This is a genomic window from Lyngbya sp. CCAP 1446/10 (assembly GCF_026130175.1).
Lineage (GTDB): Bacteria > Cyanobacteriota > Cyanobacteriia > Cyanobacteriales > Microcoleaceae > Microcoleus.
The window spans coordinates 16,481-36,726 of the sequence record NZ_JAIGNI010000147.1 but is presented as its reverse complement, the minus strand read 5'-3'; the positions used below and the strand labels follow the sequence as shown (position 1 = coordinate 36,726).

General features: G+C 46.0%; 15 protein-coding genes. 10 read left to right on the top strand and 5 right to left on the bottom strand.

All coding sequences use genetic code 11. From position 1 onward, the window contains the following. Positions 1–82 precede the first annotated feature (82 nt). The 3 genes from K4039_RS26815 to K4039_RS26805 all read left to right on the top strand — a co-directional run bounded on the left by K4039_RS26815 (position 83) and on the right by K4039_RS26805 (position 5,338). The gene (locus K4039_RS26815) at positions 83–2,161 is read left to right on the top strand and encodes a dynamin family protein (RefSeq protein WP_265239541.1); all 2,079 of its coding nucleotides are present in this window, start codon (positions 83–85) and stop codon (positions 2,159–2,161) included. A gap of 124 nt (positions 2,162–2,285) precedes the next feature. After that, the gene (locus K4039_RS26810) at positions 2,286–3,962 is read left to right on the top strand and encodes a dynamin family protein (protein ID WP_265239540.1); all 1,677 of its coding nucleotides are present in this window, start codon (positions 2,286–2,288) and stop codon (positions 3,960–3,962) included. Positions 3,963–4,339: 377 nt separating this feature from the next. Beyond that, on the top strand, positions 4,340–5,338 hold the full coding sequence (locus tag K4039_RS26805) for a VOC family protein (RefSeq protein WP_265239539.1): 999 nt from the start codon (positions 4,340–4,342) through the stop codon (positions 5,336–5,338). A gap of 210 nt (positions 5,339–5,548) precedes the next feature. Here the strand turns inward: K4039_RS26805 and K4039_RS26800 are convergent, their stop codons facing one another. Continuing rightward, positions 5,549–6,910 carry an NAD(P)/FAD-dependent oxidoreductase gene (locus K4039_RS26800; protein WP_375339840.1) on the bottom strand — a complete coding sequence of 454 codons (1,362 nt, stop codon included), beginning with the start codon at positions 6,908–6,910 and terminating at the stop codon, positions 5,549–5,551. Positions 6,911–7,368: 458 nt separating this feature from the next. On the opposite strand from K4039_RS26800, the gene K4039_RS26795 reads away from it, so the two are divergent. The 7 genes from K4039_RS26795 to K4039_RS26765 all read left to right on the top strand — a co-directional run bounded on the left by K4039_RS26795 (position 7,369) and on the right by K4039_RS26765 (position 16,309). Continuing rightward, positions 7,369–8,181 (top strand): SDR family oxidoreductase, encoded by an 813-nt coding sequence (locus tag K4039_RS26795; protein WP_265239537.1) that lies wholly within the window; start codon positions 7,369–7,371, stop codon positions 8,179–8,181. Between the two features lie 39 nt (positions 8,182–8,220). Beyond that, the gene (locus K4039_RS26790) at positions 8,221–10,851 is read left to right on the top strand and encodes a glucosidase (RefSeq protein WP_265239536.1); all 2,631 of its coding nucleotides are present in this window, start codon (positions 8,221–8,223) and stop codon (positions 10,849–10,851) included. A gap of 306 nt (positions 10,852–11,157) precedes the next feature. Next, positions 11,158–11,652, top strand: coding sequence for a DUF2231 domain-containing protein (locus K4039_RS26785; RefSeq protein ID WP_265239535.1), 495 nt, complete (start codon positions 11,158–11,160; stop codon positions 11,650–11,652). After that, on the top strand, positions 11,649–12,266 hold the full coding sequence (locus K4039_RS26780; RefSeq protein WP_265239534.1) for a DUF2231 domain-containing protein: 618 nt from the start codon (positions 11,649–11,651) through the stop codon (positions 12,264–12,266). Before K4039_RS26785 ends, K4039_RS26780 begins: the two co-directional genes overlap by 4 nt. Positions 12,267–12,327: 61 nt before the next feature. Next, positions 12,328–13,245, top strand: a complete 918-nt coding sequence (locus K4039_RS26775; RefSeq protein WP_265239533.1) for a cytochrome c oxidase subunit II — start codon at positions 12,328–12,330, stop codon at positions 13,243–13,245. 312 nt (positions 13,246–13,557) lie between these two features. Next, the gene (gene ctaD / locus K4039_RS26770) at positions 13,558–15,231 is read left to right on the top strand and encodes a cytochrome c oxidase subunit I (protein ID WP_265239532.1); all 1,674 of its coding nucleotides are present in this window, start codon (positions 13,558–13,560) and stop codon (positions 15,229–15,231) included. A gap of 481 nt (positions 15,232–15,712) precedes the next feature. Then, positions 15,713–16,309 (top strand): heme-copper oxidase subunit III, encoded by a 597-nt coding sequence (locus K4039_RS26765; RefSeq protein WP_265239531.1) that lies wholly within the window; start codon positions 15,713–15,715, stop codon positions 16,307–16,309. A 20-nt stretch (positions 16,310–16,329) separates the two neighbouring features. Here K4039_RS26765 and K4039_RS26760 read toward each other — a convergent pair whose 3' ends face one another. The 4 genes from K4039_RS26760 to K4039_RS26745 form a co-directional block, all read right to left on the bottom strand. After that, positions 16,330–16,668, bottom strand: a complete 339-nt coding sequence (locus K4039_RS26760; RefSeq protein WP_265239530.1) for a hypothetical protein — start codon at positions 16,666–16,668, stop codon at positions 16,330–16,332. A gap of 201 nt (positions 16,669–16,869) precedes the next feature. Further along, on the bottom strand, positions 16,870–18,444 hold the full coding sequence (locus tag K4039_RS26755; RefSeq protein WP_265239529.1) for a GMC family oxidoreductase: 1,575 nt from the start codon (positions 18,442–18,444) through the stop codon (positions 16,870–16,872). A 45-nt stretch (positions 18,445–18,489) separates the two neighbouring features. Then, entirely contained in the window at positions 18,490–18,921 is a 432-nt protein-coding gene (locus tag K4039_RS26750; protein WP_265239528.1) for a fasciclin domain-containing protein, read from the bottom strand. Positions 18,922–18,983: 62 nt separating this feature from the next. Beyond that, positions 18,984–20,132 carry a major royal jelly family protein gene (locus tag K4039_RS26745; RefSeq protein ID WP_265239527.1) on the bottom strand — a complete coding sequence of 383 codons (1,149 nt, stop codon included), beginning with the start codon at positions 20,130–20,132 and terminating at the stop codon, positions 18,984–18,986. Positions 20,133–20,246 lie beyond the last annotated feature (114 nt).

Sequence of the window (20,246 nt, the reverse complement as noted above, 5' to 3'; positions counted from 1 at the left end):
CGCATCAAACCAATTTTACATAAACCATGACAAAATTATTTTGTTTGGAAATACCCCAGTAGTAAACAATCAGAAAATAACCATGAACCTCAAAGTAGAAACTAGCAGCTTTCTCAACGATTTAGAGCGAGTATCCGCAGTGCGCCGAGAAATTGCCGATCGCCTCAGCAACATCGCCACAGCCATCGAGCGATCGGAAGTAGCAGGAACCGAAGCATCAGGAAAACTCGGCTTAGAAACAGACAACGCCGACATCAATCTCGCCAGCAAAAACTTGCGTCAAGGAGTTTTCCGGCTGCTAGTATTAGGCGACATGAAACGCGGCAAAAGCACTTTTCTAAATGCCTTAATCGGCGAAAACTTGCTCCCCAGCGATGTCAATCCCTGTACGGCTTTGCTGACAATTTTGCGCTACGGTTCCGAAAAAAAAGTCACCGTTTATTTCAACGACGGCAAAAGCCCCAAACAGCTCGATTTTAAAAGTTTTAAACATGACTACACAATTGATCCCGCCGAAGCAAAACGCCTAGAATCAGAAAAGAAACCAGCATTTCCAGATATCGACTGCGCCGTAGTAGAATATCCCTTACCTTTGCTAGAAAAAGGCATAGAAATAGTAGACAGTCCCGGACTGAACGACACAGAAGCCCGCAACGAATTATCTCTCGGTTACATCAACAACTGCCACGCTATTTTGTTCGTACTCAGGGCAACTCAGCCTTGTACAATGGGCGAAAGACGTTATCTAGAAAATTACATCAAAGGCCGCGGCTTGAGCATTTTCTTTCTAATCAATGCTTGGGATCAGGTGCGGGAAAGTTTGATTGACCCGGATGATGCTGAAGAAATGGCAGAAGCAGAACAGAAACTGGGGAGGGTTTTCAAAGCTAATTTGGCTGAATATTGTTTAACAGAAGGACACGATATTTACGACGAGCGAGTGTTTCCAATTACCTCAATTAAGGCGCTCAGGTTGCGGATCAAAAATCAGGATGCAGATTTGGCAGGAACTGGTTTTCCTGAGTTTATGGCGGCACTGAATACATTTTTGACCCAAGAAAGGGCGATTTCGGAATTGCGTCCGGCGAGGACTTTGGCGCGTCAAATTTCTGCTCGCGTCCGCGAAGCTGTTGGACGGCGCTTACCATTGCTCGATCGCGATGTCAATGAGTTGAAGGATAAGATTAATTCAGTTGAACCGGAGTTTAAGAAGCTGACTCAGATTCGCGATGAATTTCAACAAGAAATTAGCCGAGTTAGAGATAGTAAATCGCGGGCGATCGCAGATTCTTTCCGCGCCTACGTTCTCAACTTAGAACATACCTTTGAAACCGACTTTTTGCGGTATCAACCGGAACTGAGATTTCTGGATTTCTTCAGCCAAGACAAGCGAGAAGCCTTTGAAGCATCGCTCAAACGAGCATTCGAGCAGTACATCAACGACAAACTAGCAGCTTGGACTCTCACCGCTGAACAAGAGATGAATTCAGCATTTTCGCAGTTGTCACAAAGTGCAGCAAATTACGGAGCATCTTACACAAAAGTAACTGAAAAAATTACCGAAAAACTGACCGGGCAAACAATCCCCACGCCAGTCAGCAACTCGAACGAAGATAACTCACCAGCTTGGGCAAAATGGGCGATGGGATTGTTTTCGTTAACGACAGGAAACCTGGCAGGCGTAGCAATGGCAGGAGCGGGTTTTGACTGGAAAAATATCCTGCTCAACTTAATTACTGTGTTGGGCGTTAGTACGATTTTTGCTAGTTTTACGGGGATTGTTTTGGGGCCGCTGTATTTGGCTTTGTTGGGAATGGGTATTGGGGTTTTGCAAGCAGATGGAGCTCATAAACAGTTGGTGAAAGCGGCGAAAAAAGAGTTGGTGAAATATCTGCCACAGGTGGCCGAGCAGCAGTGGCAGCCGATTCATGATGCTGTGAAAGAGTGTTTTGATGTTTATGGACGCGAAGTGGGCGATCGCATGAATGATGATATTAACTCTCGGAAAGCTGAATTGGATAATTTGCTAGAACAAAAGCAATCTCGCGAGATTAATTGTCAGGCTGAATCTGAGCGGTTGGAAAAATTGGAGGCTGATGTTTCTGCCGAGTCGCAGAGTATTGAATCGGTTTATCAATGTTTCTTAGCATCCGCTAGTTAAATTTTTCCTAATCGTTCAAAGTTAACCGGTGCGCAGTGCACACCCTACAAACTCAACTCTTGTGGGGTGGGCATCTTGCCCGCCGCAAAACTTAAATTTAAATGTTATAATAGCTTGAAAAAATATGCAACAACCCGAAACTTATCAAGATCTAACTAACAATCTCAAGTCAGCACTCGGCATTCTCGAACTAGATAAAAACTCCCAACTTTACCGAGATACAACCTCAATCTGCGACTATCTTGCCAAACCAACTTTTCAAATCGCTGTCTTCGGCCCGTTTAATTACGGCAAGTCAACTTTGCTGAATGCTTTGCTGGGAAATCGTGCTTTGCCGATCGACCTTGTGCCAACTACAGGTGCCGCCATTTATGTCAACTACGGCGATGAATTGCACGCAAAAATCACGCTCAAAGACGGTACAGAAGTCAGCGAACCGGGGACGGATGTGTTGAAACGCTACGCCATCCTCGACGACGCTAGGCAAATGCGGGATGATGTGGCAGCCGTGAATGTGTACTGTCCCCACCCATTCCTAAAAACGGGCGTGGAATTGCTGGATTTGCCGGGAACTAACGATCGCCAAGAACAGGATAACTTGGTTAGGGATAAATTGCTCACTGCTGATTTAGTGGTGCAGGTTTTGGACGCTCGAAAATTGATGACTTTGGGCGAACGGGAGAACTTGAGAGACTGGTTGAGCGATCGCAACATCAACACAGTCGTTTTTGTTGCCAACTTTATCAATCTACTCGAACCAGACGACCAAAAACAAGTATACAATCGATTGTTGTTTGTTGCCGAAAGTTTTCGCTCCAACTTGCCGAACAACATCAGCAATATTTACCGCGTCGATGCTTTACCCGCGTTGAGGGCGAGATTAAAAGGCGATGTAGCGGCGGCTCAAACTACAGGAATTGCCACGTTTGAATCGGCTTTGCAAAGTATTGTAGTAGCTCAACAGGAACAACTAGCAGTTAAGTTGCCCAGAATAGAAGCCATAGCTATTAAGATTTGTCAATCTCTGCGAGCTAAATCTGAAACTGTCGCCGCCGAAATAGCAGCAGCTCAACAAAAGCAAAAAGACAGAATAGAAATTAAACAAAAAGCTGAAAAACTGATTTCAAAAGGCTTTCAAGCCAGCGTTTCTGACTTCGAGATTTGGCTTTATCAACCCACATTTTTGCAGCGATATCAATCTGAAATGGCTCTGTCGCTTCAGGAAGGCAGTTTTGATGCGTGGAAGATAAAATTTCAGCGAGAGGTCTTAAATCAGCAGCAAACCATCGCAGAATGGGTAAATAAAGCTTGCGAGTTCTTTGACAAAGAACAGCCGATCGCCCTTTTGATCGCATTTCCACCAGCCCCGCAAATCGCTTTACCAGAGCCACCGCCAGCTCCGGCTGCTAAAAGGTCGATCGACAGCGAAGTGACTCCAGTGGCGATCGCCACCGGCTTAGGTTGGCTGTTGGGCGGGCCTGTGGGAGCCGCAGTAGTCGGCGGTGCTAGCTATATTTTGAACAAAAGAACTGGGTATGAAAAGCCGCCTGAATCCTCAGAAGCTTATCTCAATCAAGTCGCAGAAATTTGCAATGATGCTGCTAAAAACTATCTTGCCCGCTTCAGTACAGATACTTTTTCGATGCTGCAACACTACAAGGAAATCGCCGCCAAAGTTATCTGTTTTCAAGACAGCCAAGAGCCATTAAAAGTTAATGTCCAGCAGCATCAATTACAGTTATTAAATACTTTAACGGAGAACTTAGAGCAAGAATTGGCAACCATACAAGTCAGGTTATAGCTGCCATTTGCGGAGCCGGATATCGATCGCCCGCAGCAATACCTTTCGGTGCGACGGCTTCAATTCGCTGCAAGCGTAAAGAGCGCAACCACGAGGGGTTGCCCCTACAATAATTATACAACTGATTTAGGATTGCTATATCTACCAGACAATCTGTGCACTCTAAGCTTTCAACTCTTACAATCCTAGGGAGGCAGCAGGGCGATCGCATCTTTCCAAGGACATAATGCTATTGTTGTATTTAAAATGCTAGGCTGTGAGAAATAATTAAAATTTGAGGCCGAACAAGCGGGGTCGAGCGGCGAGGTATTAGGAAATTTTCCCCAAGTTTTTTCGCATCTGGCTGCAATCTTCGGATCGGCGTGAAATTGAGATAAATGACTCTAAAGTTTATGAATAATTCTCCTCTACAAGTGCAGAAAATTCGAGCTATTGCATTGACGGTGACAAATGCCGATCGCTCCCAGGAGTTTTATACCAAAGCGCTTTGCTTTGAATTTGTTTCGGATATTACGGTTGAAGGGCAAAAATACAGCGAGATCGAAGGTGTTGACGGGGCAAAAATCCGCATTGTTACTTTGCAGCTTGGAGATGAACAAATTGAGTTGATGGAATATCTGAACGTTGAGGGAAAACCCATCCCCAAAGATTCCCAAAGTAATGATTTGTGGTTTCAACATTTGGCAATTGCAGTCAGTGACATCGATCGCGCTTTTGCACACCTGCGCTCTTTTCCCATTCACCCCATCTCCACTGCACCCCAAACAATACCGCCGGAAAATCAAGAAGCTGCTGGCGTGCGAGCTTTTAAATTTAAAGACATTGACGGCCACAATTTAGAGCTAATTTGGTTCCCGGAGGACAAAGGACAAGAAAAGTGGCATCAAAAGGGCGATCGCTGCTTTTTAGGAATCGATCATAGCGCGATCGCGATTAGCAACACCGAGCAAAGTCTCCACTTTTACCGCGACTTACTGGGAATGCAAGTTAAGGGAGGCAGCCTCAACCAAGGCGAAACCCAAGTTCGCCTCGATAATTTGCCAGAAGCTAAAGTCAAAATCACCGCATTGCGGCCGATTCAAGGCGGTTTAGGAATTGAACTATTAGACTATTTAGTTACTCCAAAAGGCCGCCCCATACCGAGGGATTGGAAAAGTTGCGATCTTGCTCATATGCAAGTCGAACTAATGGTTAACGATCTTGAGCAACTATTAGAAAAGTTGCAGGAAAATAAAGTTGAGTTCGTCTCACCGGGACTTGTGCAATTTGGAGATAATTCCAGTTTTTCCCGCCAAAGTTGCCTCGTCAAAGATCCTGACGGACACGCAATCTTACTGACATCTCCTGTCGCTGAGGGCGATCGCCACAGCCACTAATATTCCCGTTCGTAGTGAGGACTTGCATACGCCCCAAATGCGATCGTACCCACCGCAAAAGCCCGATCGCGCTCCCGTTCGTAGTACGGACTTCAGTCCGTTCCATGAAAGCGGACTGAAGTCCGCACTACGAACCATGTTTGTTATGGTAATCGACCGGACAGGATTTCACTAACTAAGCTATTTCAAAATATTGCTAAGATTTAGCCATTAACTATCTGTATTGTCCTTGCTATCTCCTAACATTTGCATCAATTTTCTAGCCACGACAACCCCCACTACAGCACCGCCAACCCATTTAACCACATCAGCAGTGTGAATCGGGTGCAAGTGGCGATGGAAAATTTCATCCTTCAGCCATTCCTCTGTTACTTTTAAATTATGAACAGGAGTGGGCAATAACTCTAAATAAGTACCTTGGCGGATTAAATGACCTACCTCTCCGGTAACTTCAAAGCTATTGTAAATGTTAGCCACACTTTCTTCTATCCCCAGCTTTAACAGCGTTCCCCGCAGATTAACTTCCGCAGGTTTTAGCTCATTTCCCAAAGCCAGAGCATTCAAATTGTGAGCGATTGCAGCTCCCTGCTGATAAGCAACTTGAGCGGTTGGAGGTAAAGAATTGCCTTGCACTGCTGCACAATCTCCCCCAGCAAAAACTTCAGGAAAATCCAGCAATTGTAGTGTAGGGTTCACTAAAGGGCGACCGTGTTTGTCTCGGCTTGCCTCAGAAATCTCTAAACCTTTAATCAGCGAATTAATGTTAGTTCCTGTAGTCCAAATTACTGTAGCTGTTGATAAAGTTTCCGCCTGTCCGTGGCGCTGATATTCTACTTCGTTGGGGCGAATAGCAGTCGCTTTTGCCTCCATAATAAATTCTACGGGTACAGTGCGTTTTTGCAGAGCATTTTTCGCAATTTCGCGCAGGTGACTATTAATATCGTTATCAAGGATTTGCTCGCCGTGATTGACTAAAACGACCCGCACTTCCTCTGCATTGCCACCCATAGCAGCATACCAATTAGGCAGTAAATCGCCTAATGTACCTGCCATTTCCACACCGGAAGCTCCAGCACCTATGACGGTGACAGTCAGGAATTTGCGCCGCTTTTCTGCATCTTGAATCTGAAGAGCTTGTTGCAAGCAGTCGCGCAGGTGTTTGTCAATGGCGATCGCATCTTCTCCGGTACGAAGAGGGAACGCATTTTCTCGCGCGCCCTCAACGCCAAAATATCCTGTAACGCTACCTAACGCCAAAACTAAATTGCTGTAATTGTAGGAATCTCCCGATGTTACTTTGACTAACCGCTGTTGCAAATCAATCGATTGAACGGCATCTTTAACAAAAATTACACCGCTACCTTTTAGCAATTCCTCATAGCGCGGCCAAACTTCTTCTGCACCCATCTCGCCACTAAAATATTCGTAAAGTAACGGCTTAAAGGAAAAGCGATCCTCTTTTTCGATCAAAATTACAGAACGGGGGTAGTGTTGGTGGCTCAAGTGCAAAGCTGTAAATAGTCCAGCAAAGCCGCCACCTACAATTACAGTTTGATAGATTGTGTTGTTCATCATACTGTTTGTTAAATTTGATAATTTTCTTGATGTACTAATTATTATACAAAAATGCTGCTTGATTCTAACTAACTTCAACTTAGATCGCCTTTGGTCGATTACGATCGCAAAAAAGGTTTGCAGTCCGCCCTCCAGCAAGCTCCCTGTGGAGAACCCAACTCCGCAATAGGAACTAATCTTACTGCGGTTAATCGACAGGACATGATATTAGAGGTAATAGTTATTCAAAGGTATCTGCCTTAAGAAAGACATAATTTTAAACTATATACTTCTTAAGGCATAAATAAATTTTTGTTTAAAATGACTAGACGCTATAATTAGCAAGAGTTTGAACTAAAGCAATTTCTTATAGTAGCTATTTTTATTACAAATTTGACAAAAGTTTGTTATCAATTTGACAAATAGAGTCTATATAATAAATGTCTAATAAATTTTCAAAATGACGGAGAAAAAATATGAGCTTTTCCCCTGAGCTTCTTAAAGGCCAAAAAGCTCTGGTAACGGGCGGAAGTTCTGGTATCGGCGAAGCGATCGCCCGTGCTTTAGCTCTAGCAGGCGCATCTGTTGCAGTCAATTACCACTCGGAAGCTGAAGACGCGCAGAAAATTGTCGAGGATATCAAAGCCGGGGGTGCAGAAGCGATCGCCATTGGTGCCGACGTTAGCAAAGAAGACGAAGTTAAGGCTATGTTCCATCAGGCGATCGAGGAATTTGGTACGATCGACATCCTGGTTAATAACGCAGGTCTGCAAAAAGATTCGCCCTTGGTAGACATGACACTCGACCAATGGAACCTAGTCATTGGAATCAACCTAACCGGACAGTTTTTGTGTGCTCGCGAAGCTGCCAAAGAATTTATGCGGCGGGGCGTACAACCTCATATTTCTGCGGCGGCGGGCAAAATTATTTGCATGAGTTCAGTACATGAGGTAATTCCTTGGGCGGGTCACGTCAACTATGCTGCTAGTAAAGGCGGTATAAATATGATGATGCGGAGTATTGCCCAAGAACTTGCACCCCATAGAATTCGAGTTAATAGTATTGCGCCAGGGGCTATAAAAACCCCCATCAATACATCAGCATGGAACACACCAGAAGCAGAAGCAAAGTTATTAAAACTGATTCCTTACGGTCGAGTTGGGGAAGTGGAAGATATCGCTAAAACTGCTGTTTGGCTGGCTTCTGATGACTCGGATTATGTCTGCGGTGCAACGCTATTTGTGGATGGCGGCATGACATTGTATCCAGGGTTTGCAGCAGGAGGCTAATCGAAATTATGCAATCAGAAATATTCTCGGATAACTGCAATGGATGCTGAACAGGAACGAATTCAAGAAAACAGCGAAATGAAAGCGCACTGGAACCGCTGGGGTTCTTATTTAAGCGATCGCCAGTGGGGAACAGTCCGCGAAGATTATTCGCCAAACGGTGAGGCTTGGGAGTATTTCCCTCACGATGTGGCGCGATCGCGCGCCTACCGCTGGGGTGAAGATGGATTAGGCGGATTTTGCGATCGCCACGGTCAAATTTGCTTCGCCCTAGCAATGTGGAACGGCCGAGATCCGATTTTGAAAGAGCGTTTATTTGGACTTACCAACAGTCAAGGAAATCACGGAGAAGATGTCAAAGAATACTACTTTTATTTAGACAATACGCCAACTCATTCTTATATGCGCTGGCTGTACAAATACCCGCAGCAGGAATATCCTTATACTTTGTTGGTTGAGGAAAATGCCAGACGCGACAAATGTCAGCCAGAATATGAGTTGATGGATACGGGAATTTTTGAGGGCGATCGCTATTTCGACATCGTTGCTGAATACGCCAAAGCATCCCCAGAAGATATTTGCATTCGCATCAGCGCTACTAACCGAGGTGCAGAAACAGCAATCCTTGACTTATTGCCGACTTTATGGTTTCGCAATACTTGGTCTTGGACTGATAGCAAAAAATCAGCGTATGTGGCTCGATCGGGCGATGGAGTTATCAAAGCTAACCATCCAAAATATGGCGATCGCTGGCTATTTTGTCAAGACAATCCTCCCCTGTTATTTACTGAAAATGAAACCAACCTACAGCGCCTGTACGGTGTCGCCAATACCTCACCTTATGTTAAAGATGCTTTCCACGAATTAATCGTTCACAATCACCAAGAAGCTATCAATCCCGCTCAAATTGGCACTAAAGCTGCCGCCCGCTATCACCTAAAAATTGAGCCAGGAGAAACCGCAGTTATTCAACTCAGATTTACTGATGTTTATACCGACACTCCTTTTAACCAAGAGTTTGCAGACACCTTCATTCAAAGGCAAAAAGAAGCCGATGAATTTTACGAATCCCTAACTCCAAATCTTGAGGAAGATGTCCGCAACGTACAGCGTCAAGCCTTTGCTGGCTTATTGTGGACTAAACAGTTTTACGCCTACGATGTTTGCACTTGGTTGCGAGGTGATCCAGCAGAACCAACACCGCCGGCGCAGCGTTTAAATGGTCGCAATTCTGACTGGCGAAACTTCTATGCCGAAGAAGTCATTTCCATGCCAGATACATGGGAATATCCTTGGTTTGCGGCCTGGGATTTGGCATTTCACTGCATACCGATCGCCTTAATCGATCCTGACTTTGCCAAGCGCCAATTACTACAGCTAACTCGCCAGTGGTATATGCACCCAAACGGTCAAATTCCGGCCTATGAATGGGCATTTGGAGATGTTAACCCGCCAGTGCAAGCTTGGGCGGCATGGCGAGTTTATAAAATTGAAGAAAAGCGAGTAGGTAAAGGCGATCGCGACTTCCTCGAACGGATGTTTCACAGAATGTTGCTGAACTTTATTTGGTGGGTAAACCGCAAAGATCCGCAAGGTGCAAATTTGTTTCAAGGTGGCTTTTTAGGCTTAGATAATATTGGAGTATTTGACCGCAGCAAACCCTTGCCAACTGGCGGCCATTTGGAACAAGCAGATGGTACTGCATGGATGGGAATGTTTTCGTTAAATATGTTAGCAATCGCCTTAGAACTTGCCCGCGAAGATCAAGTTTACTCAGACATGGCGATCAAATTTTTTGAACACTTCCTTCACATAGCCGATGCTGTCAACCATGTCGGTTCCCAAAAAATCGGTTTGTGGGATGAGGAAGATGGGTTTTATTACGATGCCCTGTCTCAGCCAGACGGTGAATGTTCCTTGCTAAAAGTCCGCTCAATGGTGGGGATGACGCTTTTATTTGCTGTCGATACCCTGGAAGCTGACTTATTACAAACTGTCCCAGGATTCAAAGAGCAAATCGATTGGTTTCTCAAGAACCGCCCAGAACTAGCAAAGAATATTGCTTGTATGGAAATTCCCGGAGTCGGTGAGCGCAGGCTGCTTTCAATTACCACCCCCGAAAAATTGCAGCGCGTCCTCAAAAGGCTGCTAGATGAAAATGAATTTCTCTCACCTTACGGCATCCGCTCCCTCTCTCGCTATCATTTAGAACATCCGTTTATCTTTGAGTGGGATGGCATTAAATATCAGGTAGACTATGAGCCTGCCGAGTCTACAACTGAGCAATTTGGTGGCAACTCAAACTGGCGCGGCCCGATTTGGTTTCCGTTAAATTTCTTATTAATTGAATCCTTGCAAAAATATTACCATTATTTCGGTGATGACTTCAAAGTAGAATTTCCTACGGGTTCTGGAGTTATGATGAATTTATGGGAAGTTGCCTTGCAATTAGAGCAGAGGCTCAATAGCATTTTTCTCAGAGGTAAAGATGGTAAAAGACCAGTCTATGGCGGTTTGGAAAAGTTTCAAAACGATCCTCACTGGCACGATTTGATTTTGTTTCACGAATACTTTCACGGCGACAACGGTGCAGGATTGGGCGCGTCGCACCAGACGGGATGGACTGCTGTGGTGGCGAAACTGATCCAGCAAGTGAGTGACAAACCATGAAATTGACAATGTTTTGGTTAAAGGGATCTATAGATATGAAAATTGAAATTTTTAGCAAACCGAATTGCGTTCTAACCATAAAGACAAAATTGGTTTGTAGTGAGGACTTTAGTCCTTCTGATTGCGGACTAAAGTCCTCACTACAAACCTGTATTGCGCTCTAACCATAAAGACAAGATTGGTTCGTAGTGAGGACTTTAGTCCTTCTGATTGCGGACTAAAGTCCTCACTACGAACCTGTGAATTGTTGATATTTGGTAATTGATTGGACATGATATAATTCATTGATTCCGTAAGGACAAAGCAATGCCTACTCTACCTCTAAATAGCGAAAATCTACCTTACCCAGATCCGCTCCATCCGATTCTTGTCCACTTTGTAATTGCGATGGTAATTTTCTCGTTTTTCTGCGACGTTGTGGGATATTTCACTCGCAATCACCGCTTGTTTGAGGTGAGTTTCTGGAACTTGTTTGTGGCGACAGTTTCCATTTTCCTAGCTGTGATGTTCGGTCAGTTTGAAGCTGGTTTGTCGCAACCTTACGAGGTGGTTAAGCCGATACTGAATTTGCACACGATTACGGGATGGTCACTGGCGGCAATTCTGGCGGGAATTATGGGTTGGCGCTTTGTAATTCGCAGGCGCAATCCCTTGAAAGTACCGCCGGCTTATCTGGGGGCGACAACTTTTTTGAGCTGCTTGGTTTTATTTCAAACATATCTGGGAACTCGGCTGGTTTGGGTTTACGGGTTGCACGTAGAGCCGATCGTTGAAGCGACGAAAAGAGGGATTTTGCAATGAATTCGCAACTTGTGCAGCAACTTGTCGATCAATTGGGGTTCAAGCTAGGTGCAAATAGACTGCCCTACGAAGTGCCAATTCATCCGAATTTGGTGCATTTTACCCTTGGTTTGTTTATAATTGCCATCTTGTTTGATATAGCAGGAAATCTTTTTCCCTTAGAAAGACCGATTTTGAAGTTTTTGGCTGTCCCTGCGCTGCGATCGGGCTTTTATGATGTGGGCTGGTACAATTTGGTGGCAAGTGCGATCGTCACATTTTTTACTGTAGCAGCCGGATTTTTCGAGATTCTGCTCGCAGACCCCCCGGCGAATGTCAAGAGTGCGTGGGGATTGGGTGCTGCGCCGACGATGCTATTGCACGGTTTGGGCGGAGTTTTGCTCTTGGGGGCGATCGTGGCCCTGACCGTGTGGAGGGGGTTTCAGCGCTACCGTTGGCGCAAAGAAGCCAGCAGACAAGTGCAGTGGAGCTATTTGCTAGCAGGGGTTGTCATGCTGGGTTTACTATTTGTTCACGGGACGCTGGGAGCACACATGGGAGACCAGTTTGGCATTCACAATACGGCTGCGGGTTTGCTCCGACAGGGATTAAATCCTAGTTCTGCACTCCAGTAAATAGGTAAATAAATTAGAGTTTTCAGTTACAATACGCATCTTTTCAAACAGCAGGAATTTTATGAAAGTTTTCATGAGCTTGCTATTGGCGATCGCGATCGCCTTAGATATGATAGCCAGCCACTGGGTGGGACAACAGGCCTATACTTGGATGCCCAGTCAGGGAACAGCAGAAGCCCAACAAGTTGACAATCTGTTTAGCTTCTTGGTGTCTATCGGAACGTTTATTTTTGTGGGAATTGTTGCCATTATCCTCTATTCTATTCTCACTTCCCGCGTCCAGAAAGGAGACTTCAGCCACGGTCATCCTGCGAGGGGAAATTGGAAAATTGAGATACTTTGGGTAGTTGTTCCGGTGTTGTTAGTGACGTGGATTGCCGCTCAAAGCTACATGATTTATCAAAAAATCAACATCCAAGGTTTGACGCCGATCGCCCACTTGCACCTGGCTCTAGAAGAACCTGTTTATGCCGCCAGCAAACCCACGGAAAACAACAATAATCCTAAACCAGTTGCTGAAGAGATTGAGGTAATTGCTAAACAGTGGTCTTGGTCTTTCCGCTATCCGCGCCAGAATGTTACCAGTACAGAATTGCACCTACCAGTTAATCAAAACGTGCGGCTGACATTGCAATCACTGGATGTTATTCACGGTTTCTACGTTCCTGAATTCCGCATCAAACAAGATATCATTCCCAACCGCAGTATTAATTTTGTGTTTGCGCCGATCCGAGAAGGCAAATATCGGTTGAGAGATTCTCAATTCAGCGGCACTTACTTTGCCCTGATGGATGCGGATGTGTACGTTGAATCCCCCGCAGCTTACGATCGCTGGCTGACCAAAGCTGCGAAGCAATCGCCAACTCCTGCAAGCAATCGGGCGGTTTCCGAACACACAAAGCAAGTGCAGAACGCCAAAGGCAGCTTCTGGCCAACTGTGAAACCGGCTGCGCCTCCTGTGGTGAATCATCCCAACTGATCGGGAGCATCTCCTGCATTGCAATAAGTTCTACAATACGCGAGCGAGGACGATCGCACTATTATATATAAATCAATACGCTTCACTTAAGACAGATCCCCCCTAACCCCCCTTAAAAAGGGGAGTAGGGGGTGGGACAAGAATGCCCTCAAAGTCCCCCTTCTTAAGGGGGATTTAGGGGGATCTCCGGGGCATAAATATGTTAAGTGAACCGTATTGATATATAAATGCAAAACACCAGATGCTCCCAACTAATCGAACTATTCGGCAAAAAACAGAATTTTCTCTCGATTAATAACTAACAACTGAAAAATGACAAATAACTCGATTGAAAACATAGCCAACGGTGGCGAGATTGAAAGCGATCGCAGCGAAAATCCGATTAATTGGCGGCGCTACATCAGCTTCAGCAAAGATCACAAAGTTATCGGCATTCAGTACCTAATTACTGCTTTTATCTTCTTTTTAATCGCGGGTTTATTCTCGATGATTATGCGCGCCGAACTGATGTCTCCAGCATTAAATCTAGTCGATCGCCCGCTGTACAATGGCTTATTCACCATGCACGGGACAATAATGATCTTCCTGTGGGTTTTCCCCTGCATGGTGGGTCTAGGCAACTACCTGATACCGCTGATGATCGGGGCGCGGGACATGGCGTTTCCCCTCCTCAATGCCCTCTCCTTCTGGATAATTCCCCCCGCAGGCATCCTGCTGATTTCCAGCTTCTTGCTGCCCAGCGGCACCGCCCAGGCCGGCTGGTGGTCTTACCCGCCGGTCAGCATCCAGAACCCGTCAGGCGATTTAATCAACGGCCAATTTATCTGGCTGGTGAGTGTGGCGCTGCTGGGAATCTCGTCGATTATGGGGGGAATTAACTTCGTAACGACGATCGTCAGAATGAGAGCACCGGGCATGACTTGGTTCCGAATGCCAATCTTTGTGTGGACGGTTTTGAGCGCCCAGTTGCTGCAACTTTTTTGCCTGCCAGCCCTGACTGCGGCTGCGGTGCTGATGTTGTTCGATTTAGCCTTGGGGACAACCTTTTTCGATCCTTTTAACGAAGGTAGCCCGATTCTCTACCAGCACTTATTCTGGTTTTACTCGCACCCCGCAGTTTACGTGATGGCGCTGCCGGCCTTCGGTATCTTCTCGGAAATTTTGCCGGCTTTTTCCCGCAACCCTTTGTTTGGCTATAAATCCGTAGCGATCGCATCCTTTGCAATTTCTCTACTCAGCATCTTCGTTTGGGTACACCATATGTTCGCCAGCGGCACTCCCGGCTGGATGCGGATGCTGTTCATGTTCTCCACCATGTTAGTCGCCGTGCCGACTGGCGTTAAGGTATTCGCTTGGACTGCTACCGTTTGGGGCGGAAAGCTGCACCTGGAAACGCCGATGCTGTTTGCCTTGGGTGGCGTAGTCATGTTTCTGTTCGGTGGCATCACGGGCGTTATGCTGGGGGCCGTGCCTTTTAATCTGCACGTAAATAATACTTATTTTATAGTCGGCCACTTCCACTACATTGTGTTCAACACCATCACAATTGCGATTTTTGGAGCAATTTACTACTGGTTTCCCAAGATGACTGGGCGGATGTACGCCGAGGGCTGGGGCAAAATCCACTTCTGGCTGACTTTTATCGGGGCTAATCTGACTTTCTTTCCGATGCACCCGTTGGGCTTGCAAGGGATGGTGCGCCGGGTTGCTTCCTACGATCCGCAATACCAAGGCTTGAATGTCCTTGCCAGTTTGGGGGGATTTCTACTGGGCGTATCGACGCTACCTTTTATCGTCAATATGGTGGTTTCCGCGCTGCAGGGCCCGAAAGCAACTAACAATCCTTGGCACGCTACGGGGTTGGAGTGGACTGTTTCTTCGCCGCCGCCTGTTGAGAATTTTGCCCAGATTCCGATTGTGACTTTGCCGCCCTACCACTATGTCGATTCTCCCGATCGCATTACCCAGGCTTCTACTCAAGAATAGCTGCAATTTCAACCGCTGATTTCAGGCGGATAAACACAGATTAACGCAGATATTTTCAAGCTTGAATGACTGATGAGATGAGGGCGGGTTTTGTCATTTATTTAGTCATAAGTATCAGATATCCTCTTCTAAACCCGCCCCTACAAAATGCTGATGACTAATTGCTAATGACTGATGAGATGAGGGCGGGTTTTGCCATTTATTTAGTCATAAGTATCAAATATTCTCTGCTAAACCCGCCCCTACAAAATGCTGATGACTAATGACTGATGACTGATGAGATGAGGGCGGGTTTTGCCATTTATTTAGTCATAAGTATCAGATATCTTCTGCTAAACCCGCCCCTACAAAATGCTGATGACTAATGACTGATGACTGAGAGGCGGGTTTTGCCATTTATTTAGTCATAAGTATCAGATATCTTCTGCTAAACCCGCCCCTACAAAATGCTGATGACTAATGACTAATAATTTCTTTACTTATGGCAAATCCTACGCATTCAGGCCGATCGCCCCAAGCAAGCAACGAAAATTCTGAAGATCACAAAAAGCGGATGTTTGGCTTTACCGCATTCTTGCTTTCCGAGAGTATGGTCTTCCTCAGTTTTTTCGCCGCCTACATTATCTTGCGGCAGACAACTCCTAACTGGCTCCCTGCTGGTGTCCCGAAATTAGAGGTGCTTAAACCTGCGATTAGCACGGCGGTACTGGTTTCGAGCAGTTTTGTCATTTACTTTGCCGAACGGGCCCTCGATCGCCGGAAAGTGGGTTTATTTCGCTTGCTGTGGCTGACGGCATCCTTGATGGGAACTTACTTTTTAGTTAATCAGGCGATCGAGTGGAACCACCTATCTTTTGGGCTGACTACAGGGTTGTTCGGCGCGACATTTTATCTACTGACTGGGTTTCACGGTTTGCACGTTTTTGTCGGGATTATCTTGCAGCTAATTATGCTTGTCCGTTCTTTCATTCCTGGCAATTACAATGCCGGTCACTTCGGGGTGAGTGCAGCTTCTTTGTTTTGGCACTTTGTTGATGTGATTTGGATTGTTTTGTTTTCGCTAGTTTATCTGTGGTAGTTCTATTTTTTGCCAAAACCCTACCCTTGCGGTTTTGATAGTGCTTGTAATTCTTCCCAAGTGTAGTGTTTTGGCAATTCAATTGGCTCAGCATTAGCGCCTAAACCTAACCCGATCGCAGGCTGAATTTCGGCGATCGCCTCTGAAGCAACATCAGCCACCGCATTGCCGGCAATTCCCCCCGCGATCGCCCCTGCGATGCTACCAATTGCAGCACCAAACTTTCCCCCAACAGAATTACCAATGGCCGCACCGGCTACACCGCCACCGACTGCGCCTAATCCTGTGGCGATCGGGTGAGATTCAAATGTTTCTGATGGTTCTTGATCGTTTTCATTCTGCTGTTTAGGATCATTCATTGCCATTATTTCCTCAAAAATTTTGCTAGTTTTCAATCTCTTCTTAATTGGTTCGTAGTGAGGACTTTAGTCCTTTCCTTCTCAAGGGACAAAAAGAGTTTATTTGATATCAATTCCGTCAGCATCAGAATCATACATATTTCTTCTCTCTCTGTGCCCTCTGCGTTCTCTGCGGTTAAATCATTCCGATACAACCGGAATTTATTTGAGCCGCTCAGCGATGCGATCGCCAACTCGCAGCGCATTTGCCATAATTGTCAGCGTCGGGTTAACGCCAGAATTGGAAGGGAAAAAACTACCATCCACAACGTAGAGATTATCCACATCGTGGGTGCGACAATTCAAGTCGAGGACTGAGGTTTTGGAGTCTGTACCAAACCGACAAGTGCCGCATTGATGGCCGATTGATTGTAGCGGCATCTCGGCGCGGGGATACAGGCTAAAGGGAATAACGTGCTTGGCTGAACGGTTGAGGGATTTGAGGACAGATGTCCAGCGGTGAATTAGCCGATCGCCCGCTTCGACATTATTAGGCGTATAATCCAAGTAAATGCGATCGCCCGCCACCCGAACGCGATTGTTTGAATCTGGCAAATCTTCTGTTTGCAACCACCAACCAACCGATCGCTCAGCAATCAAATCCCGCTCGTATTTAGGAACCAATTTTACCAGCGGAGCCATCAGCGCCGGAGCCTCAGCCGGCAGCATATCAGCTAACACATTGCCTGTATTTTGTATCATCCCCATTGGATAAGGAAAATCCGGCTCTCCCCAATAATAATCATTGATAGCAATGGTTTTTTGAAAGTTAGCTTGATTCACTTCTAGGTGCATCGAAACTAAAGCGGTTGCTAGGTGTTTCATTAAATTTCTGCCCACCTGATCGGAACTATTTCCTAATCCTTTGGGGTGCTGTTCGTTAGCAGATTGCAGTAACAACACAGCCGAATTAATTGCACCGCAGGAAACCACCACAATATCGCCTGTAAATTGCTGTCGTTCCCCTAAAATTTCGGTTTCTACCCCCGTCACTTCTCGCCCGGATTTGCTAGTATGCAGCCTCAAGACTTTGGCATTAGTTATTAGGGTGAAATTGTCATATTTTTCGCGGGTTGGGCGAATCGCATTCACCTCTGCATCGGCTTTCGCACCTACTAAACAAGGATAGCCGTCAAAGGTATCGCAGCGAATGCAAGGGCTGTTTGTGCGATCGGCTTCATTCAGCTTTAATCCTAAAGGCAAATTAAACGGATTGTAACCGAGCGATCGAATATCATCGGCGAGTAACTGCATATCCGGTTCGTGGCTCACAGGAGGATAAGCATAAGGTTGGCTGCACGGCGGTTCAGTTGGATCGGTTCCTCGCGCTCCATGAACGTCATAGAGTGCTTCAGCTTGCGTGTAATAAGGCTCAAAATCTGCGTATTTGAGCGGCCATTCTGGAGAAAATCCTTGTTTGTGAATTACGCGATCGAAATCTCGTTCCCGCAGCCGCAAAAGAGCCGCACCATACACTTTTGTATTGCCGCCAACCCAATAGCCAGTCTGGGGTCGAAACTCCTTTTCTTCCCTATCGTACCAGCGCTCGTCCGTGTGATAGCGCTCTTTTTGATAAACTTCCAGCGCACTCCAATTTGCTTTTTCCCTGGGCAAAAAGTCGCCTCTTTCTAACACCAAAATCTTTTTACCAGTCGGTGCGAGACGGTGAGCAAGCGTACCTCCGCCCGCTCCCGTGCCAATAATAATGATATCGTAGTGGTTCGCCGAATTTACCATTGCCAAGTCTTTACCAAATTGTGCTGGTTTGAGAATAATTTTACCTTAGCTCACTGGTTCAATCTTACCCAAAGATTCAGGAATCAAAACAGTGTCAATGATGTGGATTACACCGTTATCTGCTTCCACATCTGGCGTGACTACCTTAGCATCGTTTATCTTAACTCCATCAGAAGTATCAATCTTCAACGTTGAACCTTCGGAGGTGGTGACGGAATTAGTTTTGCCAATTTCTGCTGCTGTGATTTTCTGCTTGGGAATCACATGATAGGTTAAAACTTTAATCAACTGCGGGATATTTTCCAGCAAAGCTTCTACAGTTCCCGATGGCAGTTTAGAAAACGCTTCATCAGTTGGTGCAAACACGGTAAACGGGCCTTTCTCTTTTAAACCTTCTGCCAAGCCAGCAACATTCAGAGCTGTGACTAAAGTATCGAAGCATCCGGCATTGATTGCAGTATCTACAACATCTGGCATTGTGATTATCCTTAATATTTACAGGTAATTTTGCACTGAAAGTTGAAATTGCCAACGTGATTTTAGCTGCGATCTAGCAACACTTGCCCTGCATCAATTCGGATGCGAAATAGGCTATAAGGTTTCTCGCGCAAGTCTTCTCCATTATGATAGCTGGGATTCCGATTCCACTGATCTACCGTAAAGTAGAGATAGTCGTCTTGCGCCACAAACAGGCAATTCGGCCACAGCATTCGCGCATCGTGGGCGACTGTTTCCCACGTACCATCAGGGAGGCGGCGCAAAATCGAATTGTTTTCGTAGTTAGTCACATAAAGGCGATTTTTTGCATCGGAAACCATGCCGCCAGAAGCACCTTTTTCACCGTGATCGATGACTGTGGCGGCAACTTCTTCATCAGGCATATTTTGATTAACTAATGCTTCAATGCTAACACTGTAAAGGTGCCGACTTGCTAGGGGACAATAGAACAGTCTTTGACCGTCACCGCTGAGGGCAATGCCATCGCTACCGGTGTGGATGTGCTTGGGCGGTTTACCTGGATGTCGCACCATCATCGGTTGACCTTCGACTACTGGTAAAAAGCCGGGAATTGGTTTAGTTGAAGGATGATCGTTGAGTTTGCGCCAACTGTTTCCCGTTGCTAAATCCACGACAACAATGCCGTTCGGGCCTTCTTCCGATGAGTCGGTAATAAATGCAATTCCATCCTCTCCCCAGCGCAAATCGACGCGCACATCATTGAGGGTAGAATTGGCTGAGGCGATGGATTCGGGAAAGAGAATTTTCTTGACAATTCGATCGCCCTCCAGGTCAATTCCCATCAGTTTCGGGCCGCCGGAGGGGACTGAATTTTGCTTAATTTTTGCGTGATCTAGCAGCCACAGGCGATCGCGCGCGTCGATGGTCATCCCTTGAACGCACAGCAACTTTTCTGAGGGCGAAGCTAAATCTAACTTGTGGATTTCTGCATTCGGGTAGGGAACGGGATTACCGTTTTTTTCCTGTGGCTGCTTGAGTTCGGCAACAGTGAATTCTACATCGTCAACCAGCCGCGGGTAGCTGATGAAAATTCGCCCTTGCTTGGATACCGCAACACCGATCGGCATCGCATCCTCGAACAGCGCCACGAGTTCTAGATTACCAGCGGATTTGTCGGTAGGCAGTGAAGGTACAGCAGCAACAGATTGGGTAGTGGCCAAGTTCACCATTGCACCCATCCTCTTGAGAATAGCCACGATTCAAATAACCAAAAAATCAAAGTTTCATTCCCTCTCCGACAGGTCGAGCCTGTTATTTATCAACAAAACTCAACTGTTTTATGA